Annotated in this window: 13 protein-coding genes; 3 read left to right on the top strand and 10 right to left on the bottom strand. The window is 73.0% G+C overall.

Features of this window, described 5'->3' with window-relative positions; all coding sequences use genetic code 11:
- The first annotated feature begins 55 nt into the window (after positions 1–55).
- Complete coding sequence (locus BTM25_RS25850; RefSeq protein WP_103565623.1) at positions 56–1,138, top strand: ATP-dependent DNA ligase; 1,083 nt, start codon at positions 56–58, stop codon at positions 1,136–1,138.
- 1 nt (position 1,139) lies between these two features.
- Here BTM25_RS25850 and BTM25_RS25845 read toward each other — a convergent pair whose 3' ends face one another.
- The gene (locus BTM25_RS25845; protein WP_103565899.1) at positions 1,140–2,834 is read right to left on the bottom strand and encodes an alkaline phosphatase D family protein; all 1,695 of its coding nucleotides are present in this window, start codon (positions 2,832–2,834) and stop codon (positions 1,140–1,142) included.
- A 186-nt stretch (positions 2,835–3,020) separates the two neighbouring features.
- Between BTM25_RS25845 and BTM25_RS25840 the strand changes: the two genes are divergently transcribed.
- Positions 3,021–5,402 carry a HelD family protein gene (locus BTM25_RS25840; RefSeq protein WP_103565621.1) on the top strand — a complete coding sequence of 794 codons (2,382 nt, stop codon included), beginning with the start codon at positions 3,021–3,023 and terminating at the stop codon, positions 5,400–5,402.
- A 40-nt stretch (positions 5,403–5,442) separates the two neighbouring features.
- Here the strand turns inward: BTM25_RS25840 and BTM25_RS25835 are convergent, their stop codons facing one another.
- The 8 genes from BTM25_RS25835 to BTM25_RS25800 all read right to left on the bottom strand — a co-directional run bounded on the left by BTM25_RS25835 (position 5,443) and on the right by BTM25_RS25800 (position 12,736).
- The gene (locus tag BTM25_RS25835; RefSeq protein ID WP_103565619.1) at positions 5,443–5,787 is read right to left on the bottom strand and encodes a hypothetical protein; all 345 of its coding nucleotides are present in this window, start codon (positions 5,785–5,787) and stop codon (positions 5,443–5,445) included.
- A 16-nt stretch (positions 5,788–5,803) separates the two neighbouring features.
- Positions 5,804–8,218: a hypothetical protein gene (locus tag BTM25_RS25830; protein ID WP_103565618.1), complete on the bottom strand. Its 2,415-nt coding sequence runs from the start codon at positions 8,216–8,218 to the stop codon at positions 5,804–5,806.
- Positions 8,219–8,497: 279 nt separating this feature from the next.
- A complete protein-coding gene (locus tag BTM25_RS25825) occupies positions 8,498–8,728 on the bottom strand; it encodes a DUF397 domain-containing protein (RefSeq protein ID WP_103565616.1) in 231 nt (76 codons plus the stop codon).
- 13 nt (positions 8,729–8,741) lie between these two features.
- A complete protein-coding gene (locus BTM25_RS25820) occupies positions 8,742–8,948 on the bottom strand; it encodes a DUF397 domain-containing protein (protein ID WP_103565897.1) in 207 nt (68 codons plus the stop codon).
- A 2-nt stretch (positions 8,949–8,950) separates the two neighbouring features.
- Entirely contained in the window at positions 8,951–9,778 is an 828-nt protein-coding gene (locus BTM25_RS25815) for a helix-turn-helix domain-containing protein (RefSeq protein ID WP_168212243.1), read from the bottom strand.
- A gap of 761 nt (positions 9,779–10,539) precedes the next feature.
- Positions 10,540–11,478, bottom strand: coding sequence for a cation diffusion facilitator family transporter (locus BTM25_RS25810; protein WP_103565613.1), 939 nt, complete (start codon positions 11,476–11,478; stop codon positions 10,540–10,542).
- Between the two features lie 3 nt (positions 11,479–11,481).
- Complete coding sequence (locus BTM25_RS25805) at positions 11,482–11,985, bottom strand: GNAT family N-acetyltransferase (protein WP_235828655.1); 504 nt, start codon at positions 11,983–11,985, stop codon at positions 11,482–11,484.
- 67 nt (positions 11,986–12,052) lie between these two features.
- Complete coding sequence (locus tag BTM25_RS25800; protein ID WP_103565611.1) at positions 12,053–12,736, bottom strand: FadR/GntR family transcriptional regulator; 684 nt, start codon at positions 12,734–12,736, stop codon at positions 12,053–12,055.
- 246 nt (positions 12,737–12,982) lie between these two features.
- On the opposite strand from BTM25_RS25800, the gene BTM25_RS25795 reads away from it, so the two are divergent.
- Positions 12,983–14,584, top strand: a complete 1,602-nt coding sequence (locus tag BTM25_RS25795) for a 2-isopropylmalate synthase (RefSeq protein WP_103565896.1) — start codon at positions 12,983–12,985, stop codon at positions 14,582–14,584.
- On the opposite strand, the gene BTM25_RS25790 is transcribed toward BTM25_RS25795, so the two are convergent.
- Positions 14,577–15,407, bottom strand: coding sequence for a LysR family transcriptional regulator (locus BTM25_RS25790; RefSeq protein ID WP_103565610.1), 831 nt, complete (start codon positions 15,405–15,407; stop codon positions 14,577–14,579). The two genes, BTM25_RS25795 and BTM25_RS25790, sit on opposite strands and share 8 nt — an antisense overlap.
- Positions 15,408–15,417: the final 10 nt, after the last annotated feature.

Raw genomic sequence — 15,417 nt, 5'->3', positions numbered from 1 at the left:
GGTTAGCCCAGCCCCGGTGCCGCGTTCTGTCGGTGGCAGGGCGCAGGATGGACGCATGGACCTGCCGATCAGCCTGCCGCTCGAACCGATGCTCGCCAAGGCCGTCGCGACGATGCCGGAGGGCGACGTCCTGTACGAGCCGAAGTGGGATGGTTTCCGGTGCATCGTCTTCCGGGACGGCGACGAGGTCGAGCTGGCCAGCCGGGGCAAGAAGCCGCTGACCCGCTACTTCCCCGACGTCGTCGAGGCGGTGAAACGCGAGCTGCCCGAGCGCTGCGTCGTGGACGGCGAGATCGTCATGCGGCACGGCACCCGGCTCGACTTCGACCGGCTCCAGCAGCGCATCCATCCGGCGGCGTCGCGGATCCGGCTGCTGGCGGAGGAGACCCCGGCGTCGTTCGTCGCGTTCGACCTGCTCGCCCTCGGCGACGAGAACCTGATGGACGCCCCGCTCGGCGAACGGCGGAGACGGCTCACCGAGGCACTGGCCGGCGCGAACCCGCCCGTCCACGTGACCCCGGCGTCCGATTCGCACGCGCTGGCGTTGCGGTGGTTCGAGACGTTCGAGGGCGCGGGCCTGGACGGCGTCATCGCCAAGCCCCTCGACCTGCGCTACCAGCCGGGCAAGCGGCTGATGTTCAAGGTGAAGCACGAGCGCACGGCCGACTGCGTGGTCGCGGGGTTCCGCTGGCACAAGTCCGGCCCGATCGTCGGGTCGCTGCTGCTCGGCCTCTACAACGCCGACGGGCGGCTCCAGCACGTCGGCGTGTCCGCGTCGTTCACGATGAAGCGCCGCGCCGAGCTGGTGGACGAGCTGGCCCCCTACCGGATGGACGACTTCACCGGCCATCCGTGGGAGGAGTGGGCGCGGCAGTCCGAGGCCACGGCGGACCGGATGCCCGGCGCGGTGTCGCGCTGGTCGGGCGGCAAGAACCTGGACTGGGTGGCGCTGCGGCCCGAGCTGGTGGTGGAGGTCGCCTACGACGCGATGGAGGGCGACCGGTTCCGGCACACGGCCCGGTTCCGCCGCTGGCGGACCGACCGTGTGCCGGAGTCCTGCACGTACGAGCAGTTGGAGGTGCCCGTCGCCTACGACCTGGACGCGATCTTCTCCGATCCGCATCCCCGGCCGGAGTGAATCAGGCGGGCTCGGTCTCGTTCGCGATCGTCTCGCGGATGATCTGGTCGTCGGAGCGGCGGTCGGCGGCCCGCACCGTCTCGTACGGGCGCAGGTACGTCCGGTGGAGGCCGGGCACCCGGTCGTGGATGACGAAGGTGGCCTTGGTGGACGCGGCGGCGTCGTGGTTCCGGACGGTCGGAACGGTCCGGAAGTCGGCCTTGATCTCGTCCTTGCCGATCTTCGTGAACACGTAGCCGCGCTGGTTGTTGTAGAACTTCAAATGCGGGTTGATCTTGAGGTAGGGGTGGTCGGCGGGGTTGGAGTCCTTGCCGTCGCCGCCCGAGGTGATCGACGTGCAGACCAGCTCCGACCCGACGGTCTTCGAGTGCGGGTCGTCGTAGTTCAGCTTGAGGTCGCTCGCCCAGTGCGCGTGGACGTCGCCGGTGAGCACCACGGCGTTGCGGACCTTGGCGTCCACCCAGCCCTTGGTGATGCGGGCGCGGGACGCGACGTAGCCGTCCCAGGCGTCCATGCTGGTGATCTTGGCGGGGCCGGCGTCGCTGTCGCGCTGGGCGAAGAAGACCTGCTGGCCGAGGATGTCCCAGCGGGCGGCGGACCGGCGGAAGCCCTCCACCAGCCACTTCTCCTGCCGGGCGCCGGTGATGGACCGGCTCGGCGCCGCCGCCTCCGGGCAGTTCTTGTTGCCGTCGCCGCACGCCTGGTCGTCGCGGAACTGGCGGGTGTCGAGCATGTGGAAGTTCGCGAGCCGTCCCCACGCGACGTTGCGGTAGAGCTGCATGCCGGGGCCGCGCGGGATCGAGGTGCGGCGCAGCGGCATGTTCTCGTAGTACGCCTGGAACGCGGCGGCGCGGCGCTTGAGGAAGTCGGCGGTGTCGGGCGTGTCCGACCCGTCCTCGGGGACGTTCCCGGCCCAGTTGTTCTCGACCTCGTGGTCGTCGAACACGACGAGCCACGGCGCGACGGCGTGCGCGGCCTGGAGGTCCGCGTCGGCCTTGTACTGCGCGTGCCGCTGCCGGTAGTTGGCGAGCGTGACGGTCTCGGGGCCGGCATGGTCGCGGACGTTGCCGCCCGGCGCCACGTAGTGGTCCTTCTTGTACTCGTACTGGTAGTCGCCGAGGTGCAGGACGAGGTCGGGGTGCTGCTCGGCGAGCCGCCGGTACGACGTGAAGTATCCGTGCTCGTACTGGGAGCACGAGACGAACGCCATCGCGAGCGCGGACCCGAACGTGTCGGCGCGCGGCGCGGTGCGGGTGTGGCCGGTGCGCGAAAGGTACGTTCCAGTCTTGAACCGGTACCAGTACTGGGCGCCGGGCCGCAGGCCGTGGACCTCGACGTGGACGCTGTGCGCGGACGCGGCCGACGCCGTCGCCGTGCCGCGCTTGACGATCTTCTTGAACCGCGCGTCGGCGGCGACCTGCCACTCGACGGCCACGGTGCCCGACGGCATCCCGCCGAGCCCGTTCTCGGCCAGCGGGTCGAGGGCGAGCCGGGTCCAGAGCACGAACCCGTCGGGCGCCGGGTCGCCGGACGCGACGCCGAGGGTGAACGGGTTCTTCTTCAGGGTTCGGCTGCGCAGCGGCGCGGCGTCGGCGGTTCCGGGGAGCAGCAGCGAGCCCGCCGCCGCGGTGCCCGCCGTGAGCCCGGTCGTGACGAGGAATGATCTACGGTCGAACGACTGGGGCGTTTCGGCCATCAGGGCGACCTTTCGGTGTCCGGGGTTGATCACCGGACAGCCTCACCAGGGCCGATGGCCAGCACATTGTGCATGGGTGTCCGCTTCCTCAACACGAGAGATCGAGTACGCGCGGACGATGCTACGCTGAGAGTTCGTCTCGACGAGCGACAACACACCCAGCTTGATGAGGAGATTAGCAGACATATGCGAGCGGGTCAAGTCAAGCCCTCGTCCGGAAATAATTCCGAAGCCGCCCGTGCCGCGGCCCTGGCCACCGAGCAGGAGCGGGTGGCACGCGTCTACGCCCGTCTCGACACCGAGCGGGCCGCCGCCGAGCGCGCCCTCGCGGCCGGACCCGGCGAGGGCGGCGGCGCGGGCTTCCAGGCCAAGGTGGAGCGGGAGACGGTCGTGGCCGAGGCCGCGCGCCGCCTCGCCCGGCTGAACGGCGTCGAACGCGCGCTCTGCTTCGGCCGCATCGACCACCGCGGCACCGCCGAGGAGCCCGGCGACACCTTCTACATCGGCCGGATCGGGCTGCGCGACGACGACCGCGAGCCGCTGCTCATCGACTGGCGCGCGGCGGCGGCGCGGCCCTTCTACACCGCGACCGCGAGCGACCCGGGCACGCTCGCGCGCCGCCGCCACCTGCATCTGCGCGACCGGACCGTCCGGCGGGTGGACGACGAGGTGTTCGACCTGGACGGCCTGCGCCCCGGCGACCGGTCCGCGATCGTCGGCGAGGCGGCGCTGCTGGCCGCGCTGCGCCGGGGCCGCACCGGGCGGATGGGCGACGTCGTCGCGACGATCCAGGAGGAGCAGGACCAGGTCATCCGGTCCGGGCTCCAGGGCGTGCTGGTCGTCCAGGGCGGGCCGGGCACGGGGAAGACCGTCGCGGCGCTGCACCGCGCGGCCTACCTGCTCTACACCTACCGGGACGTGCTGGAGCGGCGCGGCGTCCTGATCATCGGGCCGAACACGACGTTCCTGCGGTACATCGAGCAGGTGTTGCCCGGCCTCGGCGAGACCGACGTCGCACTCGCGACCGTCGGGGAGCTGTACCCGGGCGTGCGGGCCTCCGCCGAGGACCCGCCCGCCGTCGCCGTCGTCAAGGGCGACGCACGGATGGCCGACCTGATCGAGACGGCCGTGCGGTCCCGGCAACGCGTCCCGGACGGCGGCCTGACCGTCGAGGCGGACGGCCTGACGCTGCACGCGGACGAGGAGACGTGCCGCCGCGCGCGGGACCGGGCGCGGGCGCTGCGGGCGGCGCACAACGTGCAGCGGCGGATGTTCGTCCACGAGATCCTGGACGCGCTGGCGGCCGACCGGGCGCGGCAGTACGACGCGCTCGCCGACGAGCCGATCGAGCAGATGAAGCGGGAGGGGAACATCCCGGCGTGGCTGCTGGAGCTGATCGTCAACGCCGACGAGAACCCCATCCTGGACCCCGAGGACGTGCGGCTGTCCAAGGAGATGCTGTGGGAGCAGCCCGCCGTCCGGTCGGCGATCGACGAGCTGTGGCCGGAACTGACGCCCGAGCGCCTGCTGACCGGCCTGTTCGCCGACCCCTCGGCTTTGCGCAAGGCGGGCGGCGCGTTCGCTGAATCCGAGTTGGAGCTGCTGCACCGCGACCCGTCCGCGCCGTGGACGGTCGCGGACGTCCCCCTGCTGGACGAGGCCGCCGAACGCCTCGGCGACGACGACCCGGAGGAACGCGCCCGCGCCCGCGCCGCCGCCGCCGAACGCGCGGCCGGTGAGCGGTACGCGCGCGAGGTGCTGGAGTCGGCGGGCGTCGACGCCGACCTGGTGGACGCCGCCGAGCTGGCCGCCCGCAACGCCGACGACGGGCCGCAGCGGACGACCGCCGAACGCGCCGCCGCCGACCGCTCGTGGGCGTACGGGCACGTCATCGTGGACGAGGCGCAGGAATTGTCGGCGATGGCGTGGCGGGCGGTGATGCGGCGCGTCCCGACCCGCTCGCTGACGGTCGTCGGCGACGTCGCGCAGACCGGCAGCGCGGCGGGCGCCGCCTCCTGGGGCGAGATGCTCGACCCGTACGTGGCGGGCCGCTGGCGCGAGCACCGCCTGACCGTCAACTACCGGACCCCGGCGGCGATCATGCGCCTGGCCACCCGCCTCCTCGCCCAGGTGGCCCCCGACCAGACCCCGCCGGAGCCGGTCCGCGACGACGGCCCACCGCCCGCCTTGATCCCCGTCTCCCCCGCCGAACTCCCCACCCGCGTCCCCGAACTCGTGATGGCCGAACTGGGCGAGATCCTCAGCGAGGGCGACGACACCGCGGGCCGCCTGGCCGTGATCGTCTCCCCCGCCCACCACGCGGCCGTCCTCGCGGCCCTCCCCGACGCCGGCGCGGGCACGACCCCCGAAGCACTGGACGCCCCCGCCGTCGTCCTCACCCCGTCGGAGGCGAAGGGCCTCGAATTCGACTCGGTGATCATCGTGGACCCGGCGGGAATCCTGGCGGCGTCCGCACGCGGCGGCCAGGACCTCTACGTGGCCCTGACCCGCCCCACCCGTCGCCTGACGATCGTCCACGACGACGACCTTCCCGACGTCCTCGGCTGACCCGCGCGTCCCCGTCCGGTGCGCGGCCGGACGGGGACGCTCACGGCCACAGGTTCATCAGCGCGGCCGTCACGGCACCCCCGGCCCCGCTCTCCAGGACGGCGCGCAGCGAGTTCCCGAGCGCGCGCATCCGTCCCCGGTCGGGCGCGGGCTCCCGCGCCTCGGCGACGATCCGCTCGGCGATCTGCCGGGCGATGTCCTCGGACGGGCCGAGGTCCAGTTCCGCCAGCCGGTCGCGGACCGTCCGCGCGAAGACGGCCAGCACCTCCGTGTCGTCGCCCGCCGCGTTCATGACGACGTCGTTGCCGTCGCCGACGACGATCTGCGCCCGCTGCACCGGGCCGTCGATCCGCACGCGGTGCCCGCGCGAGTCCCGCTCCGTCATTCGCTGCCTCTTCCTCTCACGGGGTCGCGCTCGGACCCGCCTGGACGTGGAGCGTGACGTCGGTCTCACGACCCGACGCCTCCTGTGAGATGTGGACGCGGAGTCTTCCGTTCCGCGCGTCGTCGGGCACGCGGAGGGTGAACTCGATCGTTCCGTCGTCGCGTCCGGACGTCGCGTTGCCGTAGCCGGGGTAGTACCACTGGACGTTCCAGCCGGGCGCGAAGCCGGTGCCGCTGATCGTGACCGTTTCACCGGGTTGCACGGGGTCGTGGTCGGGCCGGGCGGACAACCGTCCGACCGCCTTCGCCAGTTGGTAGTGAACGGTCGCGTGGGCCTCGCGTTTCGATTTCAGCCCTTCGGCATGGACCGTCACGTTCCGGTCCCCGGTCGCGGGCTCCCATCCTTCGCCGAACACGGCGACCGCGACGCCCGAGGCGTTCGCCTTGGCTTCGCCGCCCGCGCCGCCGTGCCCGTAGCGCGTCATGCCCATGTAGAAAAGGACGGTTTCGCCGGGCTCGAAGCCCGACGCGGTCGCCTGGATCGGGTCCCGGAACCGGGGCGCGGACGGGCTCAGCCGCAGCGTCGGAGCGCCGAGGTCCGCGGCGCCCTCGACGGTCAGCGGGGCCGACGCGCCGCGGCCGGACCGCCGCCCCGTCGCCCGGATCGTGTAGCGGCCCGGGTCGGTCGCCGCGCGGACGTCCGCCTCGGCGGTCCCGTCGCGGTCGGCCGTGAGCGTCTCGGCCCGGCCCGACGCCGGTCCGGTCCACGAGAGGACGACCGTTTCGCCCGGCTCCATCCCGCCGACGCGCGCCCCGTAGTGAGCCCCGGCCTTCACCGACGCGGCCGACAGGCGCAGCCACGCGTCCGACGGGCTCATCGTCGCGGACGGCGTCGTCCGCGACCAGGACGGCACCGGCGCCGCCACGGGACGGTCGACGTGCGGCGGGGGCCCGTCGTCGCGCGCGGCGGCCACGCCGAGCCCGGCGATCGTCAGGGCGAGGACGGTCGCCGCGCCGAACGCCACCGGGTGCGCCGACACCACGCCGCCGCCCTTCGCGCCGAACAGCGCGAACAGGCCCCCCGCCGCCGCGCCGCCCGCCGTCGCGCCCGCCAGTCCGAGCACGCGCCTGCGGACGTTCTCCTCGTGCCGGAAGTAGTGCAGGTCGTCGGCCGAGTTCAGCTCCCGCGCGGCGACGAGCCCGAGTGCGAGGACCGTCCGCCACGACCCCCAGCGCAGCGACCGCTGGAGCGCGGGGGCGGCGGCGCGGGCGAGGTCGCGGGCCGTCGCGTGCTCGCCGCCCTCGACCGCCGCCGCGAGCAGCCGCGTCACGATCGCCGCCTCGTCGGCGATCTCGTGCGCGGACGCCGTGGCCGCCCAGTCCGCCAGCCGGCGGAAGTACAGCGCGAGGTCGTCCGCGGCCGGGCTCGGCCGGTCGGTTCCGTCGTCGTCGGACGGCGGGACGCGCCGGTACGCGCCCCGGGTGGGCACGGCGAGTTCGGCGTCGGCGAGCCGCTCAAGGGCCCGGACGGCGTCCCCGGCCTCCGCGCCGGTCAGCGTGGCGAGCAGCGCGGCCGACAGCGGCGCGGCGTCCAGCAGCGACAGCACGAGCAGGGCCTCGCGGGCCACGCCGTCCAGCCCGTCCACCAACGCGCGGGCCACGACAGCCGGGTCGGGCTCGAACCCGAACTCACTGTCCGCGCCTCGGGCCGCGTCGACGGCCCGGCGCAACGCGCGCGGATGGCCGGACGCGGCCCGGCACAGTTCCCGCGCCGGCGCGTCCTCCTCGTCCCGCAGCGGACGGCCCAGTTCCGCCTCGATCAGGGCGAGCGCCGCGTCCTCACCGAGGCCGGTCAGCTCCAGCGACGCGCCGCTTCCGCCCAGGCACGGACGGCCCGTCGCGATGACCAGGTCTCCCCCGGGCGTGGCGGCGAGCAGCCGGTCGACGTTCTCCGCCGAGCCCGCGAAGTCGTCGATGAGGAACAGCGCGTCCACCGCGCCCATCAACCGGCCCAGCCGCGCCGGGTCGGGCTGGTAGTCGTCCGCGTCGTAGCAGGCGACGAACAGCTTGCGCAGCACGTCCGCCACCGGGAGGCCCGACGCCGACAGGTACACCACGTGCCGTCCCTCCGCGCGGCGGGCCTCGGCGAGTTCGCGGAGCAGCGCGGACTTGCCGACGCCGGGCACGCCGCGGATCTCGACGGGCCGGTCGGCGGCGAGCCAGGCGTCCACCCGCGCGATCTCCGCGTCCCGGCCGTGCGGCACCGCGCCCGTGCGGGGCAGCCGGTCGCCGCCGGGCTCGTCCCGGAGCGTCACCGGGGGCGGGCCGCCCTGGTGGACGCTCACGGTGGAGCCCTTCGCGGCGTTGATGACGCAGTTGTGGTCGCCGACGACGACCTGGCCGCCGACACGGCCGGTCCTGACCTTCGCCATGGCATCCGCTCTGTGCTGGGCCGCGAGTCGAGAGGCTCTCATGCTCGCAGCGCCCCCACCGGCCGGTGGGGGCGTGGCCGCATCCGGAATGGCGGTGGCGCGTTCCGGCCACTGTCTGTAGGGACGCCGGGGCATCGGCGTGACGAGTCGTTGGTCCGGACGCATCCGGAGCCGACCGGAATCGTCGCCGCCGTGGCCAGCCGCCCGTCCCGCAGGAGGGGAAAGCCAACGAGGTCCCTTCCGCCGCGCGGAAGGGACCTCGGATGCTCTGTTGGGGGCTTACCAGCGGCCGTCGAGCACACCGTCCCTGACGTGCGCGAAAAGCGCCGCCGCCGACTCCACGGGCAGCGTCAGGTGACCCGCGCCCGGAGCCTTACTGTCACGTACACCCACCACACGCGCAGCCTGCGCCAGCTCAACGCACTGCCCGCCCGAGGAACTGCTGCGCGAACTCTTACGCCACCGGACATCTGACAGAGCAGACTCACTCACCGGGTACTCCTCCAGCATCGTCGTGGCACCGTTACCAGCGGCCGTCAAGCGCGCCGTCCTTGACGTGCGCGAAGAGTGTCGCCGCCGCCTCCACCGGCAGCGTCAGATGACCCGCGCCCGGAGCCTTACTGTCACGCACACCCACCACACGCGCCGCCTGCGCCAACTCGACGCAAGCCCCGCCCGAAGAACTGCTGCGCGACGCCTTGCGCCACCGAACAGCCGGAAAATCGGACATGCTCACCGGTACCCCTCCAGCGCCTTCTCGATCACATTGCGGGACGCGCCAATGGGAAGCGCTTCACCCGATACCAGGGTGAAGCGTACTACCGTGTCCGCGACGATGATCGGGTCATCGGTCAGGCTGGCCACGTGCCGCGCCTCCAGATACGCGAGACGCTGACCCTTCGGAAGTTCGAGCATGATGAATGAGCCGTCGGTCCCGGCCCACGTGAAGGACTTGCTCGGCACGATCCGCACCTGGATGTTCGGCTTTTCGGTCACGCTCAGAAGGTGCTCCAGCTGCTCGCGCATGATCGCCGAGCTTCCCACCTGCCGGCGAAGGGTTGCCTCGTCGAGGACGAACCACGCACGCAAGGGCAGCGGCCGAACGAGGGCCCCCTGGCGCTCCATCCGCTGCTCGACCAGCGCCTGAATTTCGCTGACAGGCCGCCCCGTGTCGAGGACCGCACGCGCGTACGCCTTGGTCTGGAGCAGTCCGGGAATGACGTGCGCCTCGAAGCAGTCCATGCCGACCGCCTGCGCTTCACGCTGGACGAAGGCCGGGAAGCCGGGAGGCGTGAGGAGATGCTTGCCCGCTTCCTTGATTTCTTTCCAGAGTGTCCAGAATGTCCGGGCCGGGGTTTTGAAGAACGTGTCGAGGTCATCAGCGGTCGCTTCACTGAGCGGCTTTCGGGCCGCCTCCAGCGACTCGATCCACTGCGCCGTGCAACCGAGCGCTGCGGCGAGTTCCGCCCGACTGATGCCGCGGTCTTCCCGGTAGACCCGGAGCAGTCGCGCGACCGCGCGCACGAGCGGGTCGCGCGTGAGTTCATCTTCCGAGGGCATTCCGACCTCCACGGGGGGCGCGAGGCCGCTCGATCGGCCTCGGGGGGACATCTCTTCGCAGAGAGTAGCCCCAGACGGACGCCCCGAAGGGCTTCTTTCGGAAACACGCGGAAAGCGATGTCGATTCCCACTAACGATCACGAGACGCGTCGTCGCGGAAACACAGTCCTTCCTGGAGTTCACCAATCCGATCCATTACCACTGGTCACCCAACTCCGTCGACAACCGCAAGACAACCGATCCGCTAGTTAACCGAAGCGCCTACCAAGCACCATTGCGATACACGGATCTCAGCGGGAGAGACAAGCCGACGCGGCACGAGCCGACAACCCGCCCGCGAGGCCGGAAGAGCCCAGAGGGCGGCTTCCATCAGAAGGCAAGCGGGTCCGGCCGACGAACCACGGTCGGCGGGCGGCACGCGCCGTCAACGGAACCCCCGCACCCGGCCGCACCAACACGCGCCGCGACACGCGAGTGCGCGCACGGCAGGGCAGAACGGGCACGGGCCGCACGGCACGGGCCGCGCCGGTGGGCCACGCCGGTGCGCCACGCCGGTGCGCCACGCCGGTGCGCCACGCCGGTGCGCCACGCCGGTGCGCCACGCCGGTGCGCCACGCCGGTGCGCCACGCGGGTACGCCGTGAGGACGCGCCGTGAGGACGCGCCGTGGGAACGCACCGCGAGAACGCCCCGCGAGGGTGCGCGTGAGGGTGCGCGTGAGGGTGCGCGTGAGGATGCGCCGCGCGGGGTGTCCGGGCGGGGTCAGGCGCCGGACGGGGACGGGGACGGGATGTCGGTGCGGTCCAGGCCCGTGTCGGCGTAGGAGACCGGGTCCTCGATCGGTTCCAAGTGCGTCAGGACGGTGATGTGCGGGAGGGCCGTGCGGAGGGCCGCCTCCACCTCTTCGGCCTTGTCGTGGCCGCGTTGGACCGTCCAGGCGCCGGGCACGAGCAGGTGCAGCGACACGAAGCCCCGGCTACCCGACTGGCGGGTGCGGACGGCGTGGAACGCCACGCCCTCGCGCTCGAAAGCCGCCAGAACCTCGGTGATCCGGTCTTGTTCGTCGGTGTCCAGTGCGCGGTCCATCAGGCCCGCGCCGGAGCGGCGGATCAGGTCCGCGCCCGTCCGGACGATGTTGAGCGCGACCGCCAGCGCGATCACCGGGTCCAGCGTCGTCCAGCCCGTCAGGGCCACGGCGCCGACGGCCGCGACGACACCCACCGACGTCCAGACGTCGGTGAGCAGGTGTTTTCCGTCGGCCTCCAGGGTGATCGAGCGATGGCGGCGGCCCGCGCGCACCAGCAGCAGGCCCACCGCGAGGTTGAGCACGGACGCGACCGCCGACACGAGCAGGCCGACGCCCACCTGGTCGATCGGGTGCGGGTGCAGCAGCCGTTCCACGGCCGTGCCGGCGATCGCGACCGCCGCCACGAAGATCATCATGCCTTCGGCGCCCGCCGAGAAGTACTCGGCCTTGGTGTGGCCGTGCGGGTGCTCCTCATCGGCCGGCTTGCTCGCCCAGCGCAGCGCGCCGAGCGCGACCACGGCCGCGACCAGGTTGACGACGGACTCCAGCGCGTCCGACAGCAGGCCGACCGAACCCGTCACCAGGTAGGCGACGGTCTTCAGCGCGATCGTCGCGACGGCCGCCGCGACCGACAGCCACAGCAGCCGGAACAGCCGGCTCTCCGAACGGTCCATGGCTCAGCCCACGCCCGCGACCGTGCTGCGGCGCTCCAGGTACACGACGTCGCGCCAGACGGACCGGCCGCCGAAATCGTGCCGTCCCATCCGCTCGCGCACGCCGACGTGCCGGAAGCCGAGCCGTTCGTGCAGCCGCAGACTCGCGGCGTTCTCCGGGAAGATCCCGGCGAGGATCGACCAGATCCCGGCGCGCTCGCTGGAGTCGATCACCGCTTCGAGCAGCGCGCGGCCGACGCCCCGCCCGCACGCCTTCGGATGGACGTACACCGAGTTCTCCACGACGCCCTGGAACACCGCGCGGCCGGACGTGGGCGCGAGCGCGACCCAGCCGAGCATCTCCGCGCCGTCCAGCGCGACGAACCGGTGGTCGGGCAGTTTCCCGGCCGAGAACACGGGCCAGTCCGGAGCGGCGTCCTCGAACGTCGCGTTCCCCCCGTCGATGCCGTGCTGGTAGATCGCGAGCACGTCGGGGGCGTGCTCGGGAAGCATGGGCGCAATCTCCACGCCGTTCACTTTACGGAGGTCGGCGACCAGCGCGAACCCGGTGTCCAGACTGTGGATAACTCCTGCCTCACGCGTCCAGCGCGGCCAGCGTGCGGCGGAGTTCGGCCGTCAGGACGGCGCCCGCCGCGGCCGGGTCGCCCGCGCGGACGGCCTCGACCAGGTCCGCGTGCGCGGCGGCCCCGTGGACGGCGTCGTCGGCCCGCGCGTCGATCATCCGGACGAGGTCGAGCAGCCCGTCCCGCAGCACCGGGACGAACCCGGCGAACAGATCGGCGAGCAGCGGGTTCCCGGCCGCCGCGACGACCGCCGCGTGCAGCGCGATGTCGGCGTCGATGAACTGCTCGTCGGTGCCGTCCGCGACGGCCGCCGTCCGGGCCGCGAGGGCGCGGTCCAGCGCCAGGAGGTCGGCGTCCGTGCGCCGCCGCGCGGCCAGTTCCGCCGCCCCGACCTCGATCATCATCCGGATCTCGTAGACCTCGGCGACCGAGGCGCGGCGCAGCCGGTCCTGCCAGCCTTCGTCCGGCTCGGCGGCCAGCACGAACACCCCGGCGCCCTGCCTCGCGCGCACCAGCCCGGCCCCGGCGAGCGCGCGGATCGCCTCCCGGACGGTGGACCGGCCGACGCCGAGGTCGCGGGCGAGCGTCGTCTCGCCGGGCAGTTTCGCGCCGACCGGCCAGTGGCCCGCCGCGATCTGTTCGCGCAGGTGGGCGATGGCCTGTTCGACCAGCGGGCTGGGACGGAGCGGTGCCACCGGCGACCTCTCAGGTTGTCTGAGGAGCTGAGTTGTGCCTATCCTACCGGCGATGTCGCAGCGCGTTCTTCTTCTCGGTCGCCGCGGCGGGGCCTGAACCGACCGGCACCCCGCCGCGGGGTCCGGTGCTGCCGGTCGTCCGATCCGCCACGACCGCGAGGAAGAACCGTGTTCCCCAGCCTGCGCACCCCGGACGGGCCCGTCGCCGACGAAGCGCCCTTCTGGAATCCCCAGCGCGAGAGTTCCATGCCGTCCCACCGGTACCGATCGGTGTACGACCGCGTCCCGGTACCCGAGTTCGAGCGGGCCTGGCCGTCCCGGCGGCTGGAGGCGCCGCCGCTGTGGGTCCCGGTGGACCTGCGCGACGGCAACCAGGCACTGGCCGACCCGATGGACCCGGCCCGCAAGCGCCGCTTCTTCGACCTGCTCGTCACGATGGGCTTCAAAGAGATCGAGGTCGGTTATCCGTCGGCCAGCCGCGACGACTTCGCGTTCGTACGGCACCTGGTGGAGAGCGGCGCCGTCCCGGACGACGTGACGATCGTCGTTTTCACCCCCGCACGACACGACCTCATCGAGCGGACGTTCGCCTCGATCGAGGGCCTGCCGCGCGCGGTCGTCCACCTCTACACCGCGACGGCCCCGACCTGGCGGGACGTCGTCCTGCGGCGCGGGCGCGACGAGCTGCACCGGCTCGTCCTGGACGCGGCGGCGCTGGTCGCGCGGCTCGCCGGGGACCGGCCGGGCGTCCGGTTCGAGTTCTCGCCCGAGGTGTTCAACCAGACCGAGCCCGACTACGTCCTGAGCGTGTGCGACAGCCTGACCGAGCTGTGGGACGCGTCGCCGGACCGTCCCGTCATCCACAACCTGCCCGCCACGGTCGAGATCGCGTCCCCGAACGTGTACGCGGACCAGATCGAGTACATGCACCGCAACCTGGCCCGTCGTGACTCCGTCATCCTGTCGGTGCATCCGCACAACGACCGGGGCACGGGCGTGGCGTGCGCGGAGCTGGCCGTCCTCGCCGGGGCGCAGCGGGTGGAAGGCTGCCTGTTCGGTAACGGCGAGCGCACCGGCAACGTCGACCTGGTGGCGCTGGCGCTGAACCTCCATGCGCAGGGCGTCGATCCCCGGATCGATTTCTCGGACATCGACGTCATCCGCGCGACGGTCGAACACTGCAACCGGATCGGCGTGCACGAACGGCACCCGTACGGTGGCGACCTGGTCTATACGGCGTTCTCCGGAACGCATCAGGACGCCATCGGCAAGGGTTTCGCGCACCACGCCGAGCAGGCCCGCGCCCTGGGCGTCGCACCGGACGAAGCGCCGTGGAACGTCCCGTACCTGCCGATCGACCCGCACGACGTGGGACGTTCGTACGAGGCCGTCATCCGCGTGAACAGCCAGTCCGGAAAGGGAGGCGTGGCGTACGTCCTCGACACCGAGCACGGGTTCGACCTGCCGCCCGGGATGCGGGCCGAGGTGTCCCGGCGCGTCCAGGCGGCGGCCGACGAGAGCGGCGCGGAGGTCCCGGCGAAGGAGATCGGCGACCTGTTCCGCGCCGCGTACGTGGACGTCACCGGGCCGTTCGCGGTGGTCGGCGCCACGGACGCCTCGGTGACCGTGCGGATCGGCGACGCCGAGCACACCGGCACCGGGGACGATCCGGTCGCCGCGCTCGTCCGGGCCCTGCGCGCCGCCGGGACGGACGTCGAGGTCACCGAGCACGTCGTCCGCTCGGGCGTCGCCTACGCCGAGTGCCGCGTGGACGGCCGCACCGCCTGGGGCGCGGCCCCCGCGCCGCACGACGCCGTGCTGAACGCGGTGAACCGCCTGCTCAGCTAGCGGCGGCGACCTCGGCGGCGCACCGGACGAACGCCGCCAGCTCCGGCGACCGCGCGCCCTCGGCCCAGGCCAGGACGAGCGTCGTCGGCGGCGCGTCGGTCACCGGGACGGCCACCAGGTCCCGGCGGAGCTGGTCCTGAAGCGATTCCGGCACGACCGCCACGGCCCGGCCGAGCGCGACGAGCTGCGACAGGTGGCCGGTCTCGGTGACCTCGGGGCCGGTCGCGTCGCCGGGCGACCCGGGGTAGCGCGGGGCCGGCTCGCCGCGCAGGTCGTCCAGCCGGACGGCGGCGCGTCCCGCCAGGCGGTGGCCGGGCGGCAGCAGCACGACCTGCCGCTCGACCAGCAGTTCCTCCCAGGCCAGGCCGGTGAGGTCGTTGCGCGGACGGTGCAGGAGCGCGGCGTCGGCGCGTCCGTCGCGCAGCATCTCGGCCCGCTCGCCGAAGCTGAACCGGACGTCCACCGGGACGGCGCCGGGCTGCGCGCGGTAGGCGTCCAGGACGTCCCGCAGCAGTCCGCCGCCGTCCCCGCCGGGCTTCATCACGAGGACGAGCCCCGGCGCGGCGGCCCGCCGGGCGCGCCGCACGGCCGCGTCGGCCGCGTCCAGAACGGCGCGGCTCTCGCGCAGGAACACCGCTCCCGCGCCGGTCAGCGCGACACGACGGCTCGTCCGCTCCAGCAGCGGGACGCCCACCTGCCGCTCCAGCTTCTGGACGGCCCGCGACAGCGGCGGCTGGGCGATCCCGAGCCGCTCGGCGGCGCGGCCGAAGTGGAGTTCTTCGGCGACCGCGACGAAGTACCTCAGCTCGCGGATCTCGACCATACCTTCAAGG

It is taken from the genome of Actinomadura rubteroloni, from assembly GCF_002911665.1.
Classification (GTDB): Bacteria; Actinomycetota; Actinomycetes; order Streptosporangiales; family Streptosporangiaceae; genus Spirillospora; species Spirillospora rubteroloni.
Note: the sequence above shows the minus strand (reverse complement) of the source record. Positions and strands in the feature narration are given on the sequence as shown.